The organism is Nocardia vinacea NBRC 16497 (genome assembly GCF_000308835.1).
In the GTDB taxonomy this organism is placed as follows: domain Bacteria; phylum Actinomycetota; class Actinomycetes; order Mycobacteriales; family Mycobacteriaceae; genus Nocardia; species Nocardia vinacea.
The window spans coordinates 19660-33776 of sequence record NZ_BAGN01000188.1; the positions used below are offsets into that span (position 1 = coordinate 19660).

Annotated in this window: 12 protein-coding genes; 7 read left to right on the forward strand and 5 right to left on the reverse strand. The window is 66.1% G+C overall.

Annotation, left to right across the window (positions count from 1 at the left end):
• Positions 1-103 precede the first annotated feature (103 nt).
• The 4 genes from ON44_RS26215 (at position 104) to bluB (ending at position 4881) form a co-directional block, all read left to right on the forward strand.
• The gene (locus ON44_RS26215; protein ID WP_051182471.1) at positions 104-1261 is read left to right on the forward strand and encodes a ferredoxin reductase; all 1158 of its coding nucleotides are present in this window, start codon (positions 104-106) and stop codon (positions 1259-1261) included.
• 80 nt (positions 1262-1341) lie between these two features.
• A complete protein-coding gene (locus ON44_RS26220) occupies positions 1342-2757 on the forward strand; it encodes a fatty acid desaturase family protein (RefSeq protein ID WP_040694875.1) in 1416 nt (471 codons plus the stop codon).
• Between the two features lie 99 nt (positions 2758-2856).
• Entirely contained in the window at positions 2857-4104 is a 1248-nt protein-coding gene (locus ON44_RS26225; protein ID WP_040694876.1) for a fatty acid desaturase family protein, read from the forward strand.
• 156 nt (positions 4105-4260) lie between these two features.
• Positions 4261-4881 (forward strand): 5,6-dimethylbenzimidazole synthase, encoded by a 621-nt coding sequence (gene bluB, locus ON44_RS26230; protein ID WP_040694890.1) that lies wholly within the window; start codon positions 4261-4263, stop codon positions 4879-4881.
• 151 nt (positions 4882-5032) lie between these two features.
• On the opposite strand, the gene ON44_RS26235 is transcribed toward bluB, so the two are convergent.
• Positions 5033-6325, reverse strand: coding sequence for an acetyl-CoA C-acyltransferase (locus ON44_RS26235; protein ID WP_040694877.1), 1293 nt, complete (start codon positions 6323-6325; stop codon positions 5033-5035).
• Positions 6326-6740: 415 nt separating this feature from the next.
• On the opposite strand from ON44_RS26235, the gene ON44_RS26240 reads away from it, so the two are divergent.
• The 3 genes from ON44_RS26240 (at position 6741) to ON44_RS26250 (ending at position 8517) form a co-directional block, all read left to right on the forward strand.
• Complete coding sequence (locus ON44_RS26240) at positions 6741-7457, forward strand: helix-turn-helix domain-containing protein (protein ID WP_157187327.1); 717 nt, start codon at positions 6741-6743, stop codon at positions 7455-7457.
• Between the two features lie 12 nt (positions 7458-7469).
• Positions 7470-7892 carry a hypothetical protein gene (locus ON44_RS26245; protein WP_051182473.1) on the forward strand — a complete coding sequence of 141 codons (423 nt, stop codon included), beginning with the start codon at positions 7470-7472 and terminating at the stop codon, positions 7890-7892.
• Between the two features lie 79 nt (positions 7893-7971).
• Complete coding sequence (locus ON44_RS26250; RefSeq protein ID WP_051182474.1) at positions 7972-8517, forward strand: hypothetical protein; 546 nt, start codon at positions 7972-7974, stop codon at positions 8515-8517.
• A 176-nt stretch (positions 8518-8693) separates the two neighbouring features.
• Here ON44_RS26250 and hpf read toward each other — a convergent pair whose 3' ends face one another.
• The 4 genes from hpf to mtrB form a co-directional block, all read right to left on the reverse strand.
• Positions 8694-9395, reverse strand: a complete 702-nt coding sequence (hpf, locus tag ON44_RS26255; RefSeq protein ID WP_083898164.1) for a ribosome hibernation-promoting factor, HPF/YfiA family — start codon at positions 9393-9395, stop codon at positions 8694-8696.
• 245 nt (positions 9396-9640) lie between these two features.
• Complete coding sequence (locus ON44_RS26260) at positions 9641-10285, reverse strand: ComF family protein (RefSeq protein ID WP_040694879.1); 645 nt, start codon at positions 10283-10285, stop codon at positions 9641-9643.
• Positions 10286-10358: 73 nt separating this feature from the next.
• Positions 10359-12176: an MtrAB system accessory lipoprotein LpqB gene (lpqB, locus tag ON44_RS26265; RefSeq protein ID WP_040694880.1), complete on the reverse strand. Its 1818-nt coding sequence runs from the start codon at positions 12174-12176 to the stop codon at positions 10359-10361.
• Between the two features lie 2 nt (positions 12177-12178).
• Positions 12179-14077, reverse strand: a complete 1899-nt coding sequence (gene mtrB / locus ON44_RS26270; protein ID WP_373283212.1) for an MtrAB system histidine kinase MtrB — start codon at positions 14075-14077, stop codon at positions 12179-12181.
• Positions 14078-14117: the final 40 nt, after the last annotated feature.

Genomic DNA, 14117 nt, shown 5'->3' on the forward strand with positions numbered 1-14117 from the left:
GCCGTGACGCGACGGCCTGCACATCCCGCACTAACCTACGATGCCGTAACCTAGCTGCGAGGCGGCTTCACCGGTCGCTACGACAGGGAGACGAACGGCGGCAATGGTCTTGAAAAAAGCGGCACTCTCGGTGCGCACGGTCCGGGAGTGGCTGGAGGCTCCGGCGGCGGAAGTCGCCGAACGCGGTGGACGGCTGAACGTACTGCGCGGCGCCGTCGCGCGCGTCACCACGCCACTGCTGCCCGACGACTATCTGCACCTGGCGAATCCACTGTGGTCGGCGCGTGAGCTGCGCGGCCGAATTGTCGAGGTGCGCAAGGAAACCGCCGATTCGGCCACCCTGGTCATCAAGCCGGGCTGGGGCTTCGACTGGAAGTACGAGCCGGGTCAATACATCGGCATCGGCATTCTGGTCGACGGCCGCTGGCACTGGCGCTCGTACTCGCTGACCTGCCCGCCCAATTGGACCGATCCGGAACATCGCGGCAAGCGCATGATCTCCATCGCGGTCAAGGCGATGCCCGAGGGTTTCCTGTCCAGCCACCTTGTCAGCGGTGTCGCCGCGGGCACGATCGTCCGGTTGGCCGCACCGCAGGGCGGTTTCGTGCTGCCGTCGCCGCCGCCGGAAAAGGTGCTGTTCCTCACCGCGGGCAGCGGTATCACCCCGGTCATGGCCATGCTGCGCGCGCTGGATCGCCGCGATGTGGTCACCGACGTGGTGCACGTGCACTCCGCGCGCACCCACGACGATGTGATGTTCGGCGTCGAGTTGCGCGATCTGCACGATCGGCACCCCAGCTTCTCCTCGCACCTGCACCTCACCGACGAGCAGGGCCGGTTCTCCCTCACGACACTGGACGAACACTTCCCGGATTGGCGCGAGCGCCAGACCTGGGCCTGCGGTCCGGCCGCCATGCTCGACGAGATCGAGCAGCACTGGCGCGAGGCGGGTATCAGCGACCGACTGCATGTCGAGCGTTTCGAAATCGAGCGCTCCGCCGTCGGTGAGGGCGGCACCGTGACCTTCGGTAAGACCGGCCGCACCGTTGAGGTCGACGGCGCGACCAGTCTGCTGGAGGCGGGCGAATCCGCCGGGGTGCAGATGCCGTTCGGCTGTCGGATGGGCATCTGCCAAACCTGTGTCGTCACATTGACGTCCGGACATGCCCGCGATCTGCGCAATGGGGACGAGCGCCGTGAGGGTGACAAGGTGCAGACCTGTATCTCGGCCGCGGCGGGCGACTGCGCCCTCGACGTCTGAGACAGCGACACTCGCAGACACACCGTCGAGGGATTTCGACAGGTACCCTCGAGGGACATCCAGTCAGGGAAAGGACCCCGGTGGCCATCACCGATATCAAGGCGTTCGCCCATCTCACGGCGGCCGACATCGAAACACTGGGGCAGGAACTCGATTCCATCCGGCGCTCCGTAGAACTGTCCCGCGGTGAACGTGACGCCAAGTACATCCGGCGCACCATCGCGGCACAGCGCGGCCTCGAAGTGCTCGCGCGCGGGGTGCTGTTCGGCAGCCGCAATCGGTGGGCCTGGCTGACCGGGACGGCGCTGCTTTCGGTCGCCAAGATCATCGAGAATATGGAGCTCGGGCACAACATCAGTCACGGGCAATGGGATTGGATGAACGATCCGGAAATTCACTCCAGCACTTGGGAGTGGGATATGACCGGGCCGTCGGCGCAGTGGCGGCGGGCGCACAACTACTCGCACCACACCTACACCAATGTGCTCGGCAAGGATGAGGATCTCGGCTTCGGCATCCTGCGGATGACCCGCGACGAGCAGTGGCGGCCGATCCATCTGATCCAACCGTTGGCCAACATCCTGCTCGCGGCCACCTTCGAATGGGGTATCGCGCTGCACGATTGGAGCATCGAGAAGGAGCTCTCCGGCGTGCCGCCCAAGGAGCTGATGTCGGAGCCGAACAAGGAGTTCGCCCGCAAGATCACCCGCCAGGTAGCCAAGGACTTCCTGTTCTACCCCGCGCTCACCGGACCGGCCTTCACGTCGACGCTCAAGGCGAACGCGACCGCCAACCTGGTGCGCAACCTGTGGGCCTACGCGGTGATCTTCTGCGGCCACTTCCCTGACGGCGCCGAGAAATTCACCATCGAGCAGCTCGAGGGCGAAACCAGCGGCGAATGGTATCTGCGCCAGATGCTCGGCAGCGCCAACTTCAAGGCCGGCCCCGCGATGGCCTTCATGAGCGGCAACCTCTGCTACCAGATCGAACATCACCTGTTCCCCGACCTGCCCAGCAACCGGTATCCGGAAATCGCCGAGCGCGTCCGCGAACTGTGCGACAAGTACGATCTGCCCTACACCACCGGCTCCCTCGGCAGGCAGTATCTGCTGGCCTTCCGGACCATCCACAAGCTCGCACTGCCGGACCGTTTCCTCAAGCGCACCGCCGATGACGCACCGGAGACCTCCTCGGAGCGCAAGTTCGCCGGCGTCTCGCTGCCCGCCATGCCGTCGATGCCGAATGCCGAGCGCTGGGCCGACAAGTGGAACGAGACGCACTGGCTGCCCGTCGACCCCGAGACCGGTAAGCGTCGCGGTCTGCGCTCGGCGCTCAACGAGGCCAAGGTGGTGCTGCGGGAGAAGGCGCGGCACGAGAAGGAAGTGCTGCGCGAGGCCAAGCTGGCGCTGCAGGAAAAGGCGCGTCAAGAGAAGGCGACATTGCAGCGAAAGGCCATGCGCGAGCGGGCGCTGCGCCGCATCCGCCGCCGGAAGTGAGATAGCACCCCCCAGCCACATTGGCAATGGGGGATTTGCCACACCTCGGAGACACTCCTCGCAACCTACGGTCTCGTAACTTACGGTACTGTAACCGCCATGGCGATCTCGGATGTCAAGGAATACGCGCACCTCACCGAAGCCGATGTGGAGGCACTCGGTGCGGAGTTCGACGCGATCCGGCGCGATATCGAGGCCTCGCGCGGTGCTCGGGACGCGCGGTATATCCGCAATGTCATCCGCCTGCAGCGTGCGCTCGAGATCAGCGGCCGCGCGGTGCTGTTCGCCAGTTTCCTGCCGCCCGCCTGGCTCGCCGGTGTGGCCCTGCTCAGCACGGCCAAGATCATCGAGAATATGGAGATCGGGCACAACGTCATGCACGGGCAGTGGGACTGGATGAACGATCCGGAAGTCCACTCCAGCACCTGGGAATGGGATAACACCGGCCCGTCCAAGCACTGGAAGCAGACGCACAACTACCTGCACCACAAGTACACCAATGTGCTCGGCATGGACGACGACATCGGCTACGGCCTGCTGCGCGTCACCCGGGATCAGCGGTGGAAGCCGTTCAATATCGGCAATCCGGCCTACAACCTGGTGCTGCAGCTGTTCTTCGAATACGGCGTCGCGGTCCAGCATCTGGAGCTGGGCAAGGTGCACCGGCTGAAGGAGGGCTCGCCGGAGCGGGCCGCATTCGAGGTCAAGCGCCGCGAGGTACTGGTCAAGATCGGCAAGCAGGTCGGCAAGGATTACCTCCTGTTCCCGCTGCTCACCGGCCCCGCCTTCGTCTCGACGCTCACCGCGAACCTGACCGCCAATATCATCCGCAATATCTGGACCAATGCGGTGATCTTCTGCGGCCACTTCCCGGACGGCGCCGAGAAATTCACCAAGGCCGATATAGACGGCGAATCCAAGGGCCAGTGGTACCTGCGCCAGATGCTGGGCAGCGCCAATATCTCCGGCGGTCCGGTCATGCACTTCATGACCGGCAATCTGAGCCACCAGATCGAACACCACCTGTTCCCCGATCTGCCGAGCAACCGCTACGCCGATATCGCGGTGCGGGTGCGCGCCCTGGCCGAGAAGTACGACCTGCCATACACCACCGGCTCGCTTCCGGTGCAGTACTTCAAGTCCTGGCGCACCATCCTGAAGCTGGCACTGCCGAACAAGTACCTGCGCGCGACCGCCGACGACGCCCCCGAGACCGCTTCGGAGCGCAAGTTCGACGGCGCCACCATGCCGAGCTTCGACCCGGCCACAGGTAAGCGTCGTGGCCTGCGCACGGCGCTGCAGGATGGGCGCCGACGGTTCGCCCGTCGGGCCGTTTCCGTCGCCTGACGCACGGTCACACCGAAGGCACCCACGGAAGTCCGTGGGTGCCTTCGCCTTTCGTTGGTCCGGCCATTCAGGGCGCGGCGGGCTCGTGGTATCGGCCCGGGTCTCGGCAGAAGCGCCGGTTGCGGCTGGTTGACTGAGGGCGTGTGTGCTGATGATCTGAGCGTTTACGAGGCGATCCGAATGCGGCGGGATGTACGGGCCGAGTTCACCGGTGACCTCGTCGACGATGCGACGCTGTGGCGGATGCTCGATGCCGCACATCGCGCACCCAGTGTCGGCAACTCGCAGCCGTGGGACTTCGTGGTGGTGCGCGAGCATGCGACGCTGCGGAAGTTCGCCGATCACGTCGCAGAGAAGCGGATCGAGTTCCGGGACGCACTGCCGCCGGATCGGGCGGCGACCTTCGACCCGATCAAGATCGAGGGCATTACCGAGAGCGGCACCGGCATCGTGGTCACCTACGACCACGAGCGCGGCGGCCCACAGGTCCTCGGCCGCGCCACCGTACCCGAAACCGGTATCTACTCGGCGGTTCTCGCCATCCAGAACCTCTGGCTGGCCGCCACCGCCGAGCAGATCGGCGTCGGCTGGGTCTCGTTCTACGACGCCGAATTCCTCACCGACCTGGTCGGCCTACCCGACGGCATCCGCCCCGTCGCCTGGCTGTGCGTCGGCCCGGTGCACGAATTCCAACGCGTACCCGACCTCGAACGCTTCGGCTGGCGCACCGGCCGCCCCCTGACCGACGCCGTCCACCAAGAAACCTTCCGCGCCTGAACCCGCGAAAGGGCTACTGCTGCAAAGGCTTTGACTACATCGCACTAGGCATAGCCGATGCGAGGCAATCACTGCTTTTGCGATAGCCGAGCGTTGACGCGACCGCATCCCGTCCGCCGCTGCGGAGCGGCGGGACGCTGGTACAGGCCGGTCAGACTCGCTCGAGTACCGCCGATGCGCCGATCCCGCCTGCGGCGCAGATGCCGAGCAGGGCGGCGTTCTTGCCGGATCGGGCCAATTCGTTGGCCATAGTGGTGACCATGCGCGCGCCGGTCGCGCCGAACGGATGTCCGAGCGAAACCGAACCGCCGTGCACATTGAGCTTGTCGATATCGACCTCGCCGACCGCGGTATCGCGATCGAGGCGGGTCTTGGCCCACTCGTCGCTGTTCAGTGCGGCGAGCACGGACAGCGTCTGGGCCGCGAACGCCTCGTGGATATCGACGAAATCGATATCGCCCAGCGACATTCCGGCCTTGTCGAGAGCGCGCGGCATGGAGATGGCCGGGCCGATCAGCACCTGATCGGTCGGGTCGACGCTGACGTAGCTCCAGGAGCGGAAGGCAGCCAGTGGACGGTAGCCGAGGGCGTACGCCCGCTCCTCACTCATCAGCAGCACCGCCGACGCGCCGTCGGTGAGTGGGCTGGCATTGCCCGCGGTCACGCTGCCGTCGCGGGCGAAGACCGGCTTCAGCTTCGCCAACTTCTCGACACTGGTATTCGCGCGCACCAGTCCGTCGCGCGTGACATCCGTGCCTTCGGGGGTGCGTACCCGCAGCACCTCGTCGTCGAAGCGGCCCGAATCGATGGCGGCGGCGGCCCGGTGGTGTGAGCGTGCGGCGAATTCGTCCTGATCCGCGCGGCTGATCCCGTGGATGCGGGCCATCTTCTCGGCCGACTCCCCCATCACCTCACCGGTGGTGCGTTCGGCGATTTTCGGTCGGCTCGGCAGCAGATCGGTGAAGGGCGCGAGCTGACGCGCGGCCGCGAGATAGTCCTTCGGCTTCGGCTTGCCCAGTGCCAGCGGCGCACCGGCGTGCACCAGCTTCTGGGGCAACTTCACCTCGGCATTGCTGGTCGAATCGCTGCCGCCGGCGATCATGATGTCGTATTCCCCGCGCTCGATGGCCGCCACCGCCGAGGTGATCGCCTGGAGTCCGGAGGCGCACGCCCGCGTCACCGTGTACCCCTCGCACCCAGGGTCGAGACCGAGATCCAACGCGATCTCCCGCGCGATATTCGGTGCGGCACTCGGCAGAATCACACCACCCCACACGATCGCCTGCACCTGCGCGCCGGGCATGCCGGTCCGCTCCAACAGCCCACGCACCGCGGCATCGGCCAGCGCGATCGAATCCATCCGCGTGTAGTCACCGAACGCCTTGACGAACGGCGTGCGCGCACCGGAAACGATGACGGCACGGCGAGCAGCACTGGTAGCCATGGGGATTTTCCTCCTCGAGAGATCTACCCCACAAACTTACTCGGAAGTAAGTTCGAGGTCCAGACCCGCGAGCGCCCGGCTCAGCGATCCCCTCCATTGCCGCTGAGCCGGGCATTCTCAACCGTCCCGCTGCGCCCGATTTCGCAAGCACACGGGTAACTCCTCGGGCACGCCCGAAAGCAGGCCCGGCACTCAACCGCCGGCCCGCGACGACACTGTCGGGGCAACCCCGCGCCCGGCAAAAGGTACAGGGAAGGCGGATGAGCGGCGCCTGTCCCGGCGAACGCCCCTGCTCGTCCCGGAACCCGCAAGGTCGACGTCGACACCACTCGGCGCGAGGAAACAGTAGCAATCTTTCCATTGGTTTTTCAAATCTTTTCTATGAAGTTGTCATTTCCACCAAGGAACCTCTAGCATGAGGCTCACTATGCAAAGCCCTTCGGAGCTGTCGCGACATAAGCGCTTCGGCCGAATCATCAAGGAACGCCGGGACGAACTCGGCCTCACCCAGATGCAGATCGGCGATCTGGGAGGGCCCTCGGCGCCGACGATCCGCAAGATCGAAGACGGCGATGCGACCATCAGCACGCACACGCTCAACAAACTCGATGCGCCGCTGCGCTGGCTGCCCGGCAGCGCGGCGCGTACCTATGCGGGCGGCGATCCGACCGCGCACGAGATCGCGGCGCGCACTCCGAGTACCGATGAGTCGATCGTCTCCGGACCCGATTCGGTCCGCTTCGAACTCTCCGATCTGACCGGACTGCTCGCCGCCGCCGGTCGACTCAACGATGCGGTCGAGCGCGGCCGGACCACCGAACCCCATGTGGTGGCGGCCATTTCGGATCTCAACGGAGTCGTCTCCCGACTGTCCGCGCGGTACGCCACCGCGATGCTGGAACGCAACGGCGGACCGGGCAAAACCCTGCACCCCTTGGTCGCGATGGCGTTCTCGCATCTACTCGACGTGCCCGCCGAGTCCAGCGACCCCGCCGACCTGGAGGAACGCCGCTATCGCCGCTGGCTGGCCGGACGCGCGGAGGATGTGGATGCCGGCACCGAGGGCCGCTTCCGCGCACGCTGGCTGGCAGCCAATCCCGGTGCGGCATCGATTCGAAACGGCAAGCAGTAGAGGGCAGTACAGATGACCGACGATGCGACGAGCCGAGCGCGACTGACGCTCAGCCACAAGGTGAATCGACTATTCGCGACCGTGCACCCGCGATCGGAGCCCGAGCGCACCACGGCCGCGGTGGCCGAACAGGTCGGTGCGCAACTGGGCCGCACCGTCCCGGAGGACCAGCTCGACCGGTTGCGGCGCGGCGAATTCGACTCGGCGCCGGTCGGATCCGAACTGCTCAGCGCCATCGCACAGTGCTTCGGCGTGAGCGCCGACTATCTGACCACCACGGGCGCGGCGGCGGCCGCGATCGATAGGGAACTCGAATTGCTCGCCACCATGCGCGATGCCAATGTCGCCAGCATCGCGCTGCGCGGATCCGATGTCGATCTCACCACGCTGACCGCGCTCATCCACCGCACGGATCAACCGGTCGAGCGACCGTAGACCGGGCAGTTTCCGAACAGTCGGTAGCATCGTCGGTTGCATGGGGCGGGACCGCAGCGCTGTAGGAGATTGCCGACGAATGCCCGGTATGGAGCACCGGTTCCGGGAAGTATCCCGGGACGTACCGATACCGTCCCCGTGGAATCTGACCGCATACCTCGATGCCGTCGCCGACCATCGCGGTCGCACCATCACCCTGCAACCGGTCGACACCGCATTGCTCGCGGGCACCGGCTGCGGCACCGGCAGCGGTCTGTGGATTGCCAAGCGCGACAGCGACATCATTGTCTACGGCGCCGACACCACCGAATGGCATGCCGAGCACATCATCGTCCACGAACTGGGTCATATGCTGCTCGGCCACGGACCGGAATCGGCGACCGAAACCCCCGCGCCACAACCGATGTCGGCCATCGCGGACCTACTGCCCTCGATTTCCCCGGAGTCCATCGCCTACGTGCTCGGGCGCAGCGATTACGCATCCGCCCGCGAACGCGATGCCGAAACCTTCGCCGACCTGGTCATGTTGCAGGCCATGCGCCCGCAGCGCCGAGATTCCGTGCTGCACAGAACCTTCTTCCGGGAACGGCTCCCCCGCCTCCCCGGACCTCAGGCCGAAGACTAAGTGCCACAACACTTACGTCGCGGACCGGTGGTCGAAGCCTGGCCAAGGTTTGGACGTACCCGATGAGTTACCCACGTGCTTGCGAAATCTGTCGTTACGCCGAGCAGGCGGACAGCGCAGTTCTCCGGGCATCCAACTCGCGCGCTGAATACCCGGAGAACAAGGGTGGCGACTGACTACGCGAGCCGGATCAGGCCGTAGTCGAATGCGTGGCGACGGTAGACGACGGACGGTCGGTCGGTCTCTTTGTCTTGGAAGAGGAAGAAGTCGTGCCCGACGAGCTCCATCTGGTAGAGGGCGTCGTCGACCGACATCGGGGTCGCGGAATGGACCTTGGTTCGGACGATATGGCCGGGGCCGGCCGCGTAATCCAGCGACTCCGTTTCGGGCCGACTGCGTTCGGCCTCGGGATGCTCGTGTGCGGTGGCGCCCTCCGCCTGTGCGAACAGTGAGTCATCGATCAGATCGGCGGTCGCCTCGGCCACCGAGACCGGGGTCTTGTCCCCGTAGTGGACGCGGCGGCGATCCTTGGTTCGACGCAGCCGGCTCTCCAGCTTCGCGGTCACCGATTCGAGGGCAGCGTAGAAGCTGTCCGCACATGCCTCCGCCCGGACGACCGGGCCCTTGCCGCGCGCAGTGATCTCGACGCGCTGGCAGGCCTTACGCTGACGACGATTGCGTTCGTGGAACAACTCCACATCGAAGATGAATATCGACGGATCGAAGCGTTCGACACGGGAGAGTTTCTCCGCGACGTAAATTCGGAAATGGTCGGGAACCTCCACATTGCGTCCCTTCACCACGACATCGCCGCGCGGCGCGCGAGGTCGGTCCGCTGTGGATTGCTCTGTCGCATCCAGGGTGCTGTCATCGAGCACCGAGGCCTGTGTTTCTTTCACAGCGAGGGCGTCTTTCACTGAAGGTCGTGAAGAAGTCGTCACGCGTACCTCCCGGATATGGCCGCACAGACCAGCGTGCGTGCGGCGGGATGAGCCGTGCCGATAGACAATCTCTCGGCACATGATGTCCGAGGCGCCACCTCCAAACTCCCGGTTCGGGTGTGTGATCGCGACGCTAGTACGTCAACGGGCGGTCCGCCACTGTTCACGCAAATTTCCCGGAGTCAAGCCGAACACGTCACCAGCACGGCACGTACCGGCACCCCGATCCGGTCGAGCGCGCGCACCGATTCGCAAGCCGTAGCGCCGGTCGTGAGCACATCGTCGACCAGTACGACCTCGGTATTCGCCGCGACTTCCGAGCCGGCTCCGGTACCTGGTCGGGCCATGATCCGACCGCGCAGATTGTGTTGCCGCTCACCGACTGTCAAGCCCACCGAATCGCGCACACCCCACCACACCCGCAACATCGGTATCACCCGGCTATCCGGCAGCCACCGCGCCGCCGCCCGCGTCGTGCGCACTACCGGATCTCCGCCGCGGCGGCGCGCGGACACTCGCCGACTCGGCGCCGGGATCAATACCAGCGGCCGCTGGTCATCGCGCAGTCGCGCCAGACCATCGGCAAGTGCCAGCCCCACCGGCTCGGCCAGATCGCGACGCCCGTGCTCCTTCGCCGCGAGCACCGCCCGCCGCGCCGGACCCGCATACGACGCGAGCGCCCAGCAAGGCACACCCGGATCGGCGCGCGGCCGCACCCGTATCGGTGGCCCGGCCAGGGTGGCCGCACAGTCCGCACACCAGCCCACACCCGCCACACCGCATCCGGCACAGGCCGTCGCCAGGATCAGATCCAACAGGGTCCGCATCGCCCGAGTCTGCGCCCACCCACCGACAGGTTCGCGAATATCGGTGGCGCAGTACTCGTTTCGGTGCCGACGATCAGCCGGGCAGTACCGGGACCGAGTTATCGCCGTTGAGACCGGGCACCTCACGCCAGAAGCGGTCGGAGGTCTGATCGCTGTACTGGAGTTGGAGCACCGCACGCGAATCTCCGACGTACTCGGCTTCCGGCGAGGCACTGACCACCCGAACGGGCGCGGTCAGATTCTGGCTGATCTGCGGGGTCGGCTGCGATCCGTCGATCGAAACAGTCGTCAGCGGATCGACATTGCCCTCCCGCGCGATGACGATTGTGTCCGCGGTGAGCCAGCTCAACGACACCGCCCGGGTGCTGAGTGTGAGTGCCAGCTGTATCGGCGAGGTGAGCGCGTACTTGCCGTCCGGGCGTCGTTCGACCACCGCCACATAGACCTTGCCGTCGGCGATGAGCGCCGCACGCACACCGGTGCGGGAGACCCGCAACTCGGTGATCGGCAGCCGCAGCGCCGATCCCTGCGCCGAGGCCACCAGGGCCGAGATGTCCACATCCTGTACCGAGACGTTTCCGGTGGCGCGATCGGTGACCGCGCGGATGACCCGTTCGCCATCGATCACGGCCCAGGCGGCGGTGCCGTCGGCATTCCAGGACGGTCGGCTGATGGTGGAACCCTCGGCGACCGGGAAGGCGTTGCCGCCGTAGCTGCCGACCATCAGCGTGCGCGGCGGCTCCGGCGGCGGACGTCCGGCATCGGCGACCGCGGCGACCAATTGACCATCCGGGGAGAGCGCGACCGACTGTAGATTGTTCACCGCGCCGAAGTAGCCGGGCGGTGTGATCATCCCGCCGTCGGTGACCTGCACCAGCGAGCCGTTGCGCAGCGCGTGCAGTCCGATCTGGTTGCGCGCGTAGACAGCTGGGCTCAGCTGTTCGACATCGGCGACCGACCAGCCGTTGGCGGCGAAGCGATCGTCGAACGGTTTGCCGTCGGCGAGCAGCATGTACGGTCCGAGGATTTCCGCACCCGCCAGTGTGAGGACCACCTGTCCGGCAAGAAGTTCTTTATCGCGCGGGGACAACCCGGAGGCACCGGCGAAATCGATGCGCACGCCGCCGAGCCCGACACCGACGTCGTTGTCGTCATTGTTCGGCTTGGTGATCGGGCCGCGCAGGGCCACCGGTGGGGCGAGTTCATTACGTACGACCGAGGCGAGCGCGGGCTGAGTTCCCTCGGCCAGCAGGCTGAGCAGGCGTTGGGCCAGCTGGTTCTTGGCCACCGAGATCCAGCGCAGATCGGGGACGGCGGTGGTGCCGGTCGGGTCGATGAAGTACAGGACGTAGCGCCGGTAGGACTTGGCGAAGGCGGTCTGCTCCATCACAACGCCGTCGGGCAGCTCATCGATGCGCCATTCGCCGTCGACCTTGGTCATTTCGATCTTGTTTTCCAAGGGCGCGTCGATGGCCCGATACGCGCCGTCGGCGGCCAGTTCGCCGACTTTGTGTGCCCGGATCACATAGGTCGCCTTATCGCCCGAACGCGATTCGCGCAGGGTATCGGCCCTGTCCACGATCAGCGTGCCCGCCTTGTCGTCCCACTGCGACGATGCCGACTGTGTCATGTACTGCCGTGCGGCCAGATGCCGGTTGGCCGGATCGGCGGTGGCCTGCAGGAAATCGCGGAGCAACAGGTCCGGATCGCGACCGCCGATGGGCGGCGGTGGACCGTCCGAGGTGGGCTGGCGATTGATGGTTCCGAGTGCCTGCGGTGCGGAGGATTCCGGCAGGCTCGCACATCCGGTGAGTACCAACAGCGCAGCTACGGCCGCCGCACCCAGCGCGGACAGCCGTAGCGTTGTGCGCCTCGGATACCAGCTACGCATCCTCATGACTGTACGTCCCCGCCGTCACCCGGCACGCTGTGCCCGGCCTGCTTCGGTTCGGTGGATTCGGTTTGCTCGGCCTCCGGTCCCGTGCCATTGGTGAGTCCGATCGAATCGACACCGTTCGAGTCGTTCGCGTCCGCTGCGTCGGTGTCCGTGGCTTCCGCGGCAGTTCCACTCGGGAGCGCTTCGCCACCGTTGGTCTCGACGCGGATCATCGGCAACTCGGTGACCGTGGCTCCGGGTTCCGACTCGTCGGTGGCCGGATCCTCGGCCGGTTCCGGATCGACCCGCGGCGCGGGTAATGCCTTGCGCAACACCGGTTCCAGCGGCAGCGGGCTCGCGCCCATCTTCTTGCCGCGCACCAGCGGCAGGGTGAGCCGGAAGCTCGCGCCGATACCGATCTCGCCCCACGCCTCGAGCTTGCCCTCGTGCAGATTCGCGTCCTCGACGCTGATCGACAGACCGAGTCCGGTGCCGCCGGAACGGCGCATCCGGGACGGGTCCGAACGCCAGAACCGGTTGAAGACCAACTTCTCCTCACCGGGCCGCAGGCCGACACCCTGATCGCGCACGATCACCGCGACCGCGTTGGCGTCCAGATCGCCGCGCATCCGGATCAGCACCGGCTTGCCCTCGCTGTGGTCGATCGCATTGGCCAGCAGATTGCGCAGCACCCGCTCCACCCGTCGCGGATCGACCTCGGCGACCAGCGGCTCCTCCGGCATATCGATGACCACCTCGACACCGGATTCCTTGGCCAGATGCCGCACGGTGGAGATCGCTGCCCGCGCGCACATCCGCACGTCGAGCGATTCGACCTGCAGTTCGGCCACACCGGCGTCGTGACGGCTGATCTCGAGCAGATCGTTGAGCAGACCCTCGAAGCGATCGAGTTCGGTCACCAGCAATTCCGAGCTGCGGGCCAGCGCCGGATCGAGATCGTCGCTGCTGCCGTGGATCAGGTCGGCCGCCATGCGGACGGTGGTCAGCGGGGTGCGCAGCTCGTGGCTGACATCGGAGGTGAAGCGACGCTGCAGATTTCCGAACTCCGCCAACTCGTTGATCTGGTTGGACAGACTCTCGGCCATCTCGTTGAAGGCCTGAGCCAGCCGCGCCATATCGTCCTCGCCGCGCACCAGCATGCGTTCCTTGAGCCTGCCGTCGGCGAAGCGGCCCGCGATCCGCGCGGCCGAGCGGATCGGCAGCACCACCTGCCGGGTGACCAGTGCGGTGATCGCGGCCAAGAGCACCAGCAGCACGACGCCGCCGATCAACATGGTGCCGCGCATCAGCGACAGACTGCGCTCCTCATTGGCCAGCGGGAAGATCAGATAGATCTGCAGCGTCGGAATCTCCGCGCTCGGGCTGCCGATGATCAGCGCCCGGCCGTGGTAGCCGTCCGGATCCGCGACCGTGGCGAACTGGTAGCTGACCTGGTTGCGCGCGACGAAGCGGCGCAGTTCCTCGGGCACCTCCTGGATCGGCCCGGTCGAGATCTGCTGCTGCGGGGTACCTCCGACAATGCTCAGCGCGGAATCGAAACTGCCTGCAACACCGGTGGATTGGCCGGTCCCGCCGCGGTTGGACAGCGCATTGCGGGCATCGATGAGCCGCTGCTGCTGGGTGCCGATATCGTGCACACCGGCCAGCTGGCTCTCCACCGTATTGCGGGCGCGATCCATCTCCTCGACCGCGCCGTTGATCTTCGCGTCGATCAGCCGATCGGTGATCTGACTGGTCAGCACCACGCCGAGGATCGTGATGACGATCAGCGACAGGGTGAGTGTGGACACGATGACGCGCAACTGCAGCGAACGCCGCCAGACATGGCCGAGTGCGCTACCGACTTCCTTGAGCCAGGCGACCACCGGCGCGAGGGACCGTTCGAGGCGCTGCACCACACCGGGCGAGGCGGTCGAACGATCCGCGTCGCCACCG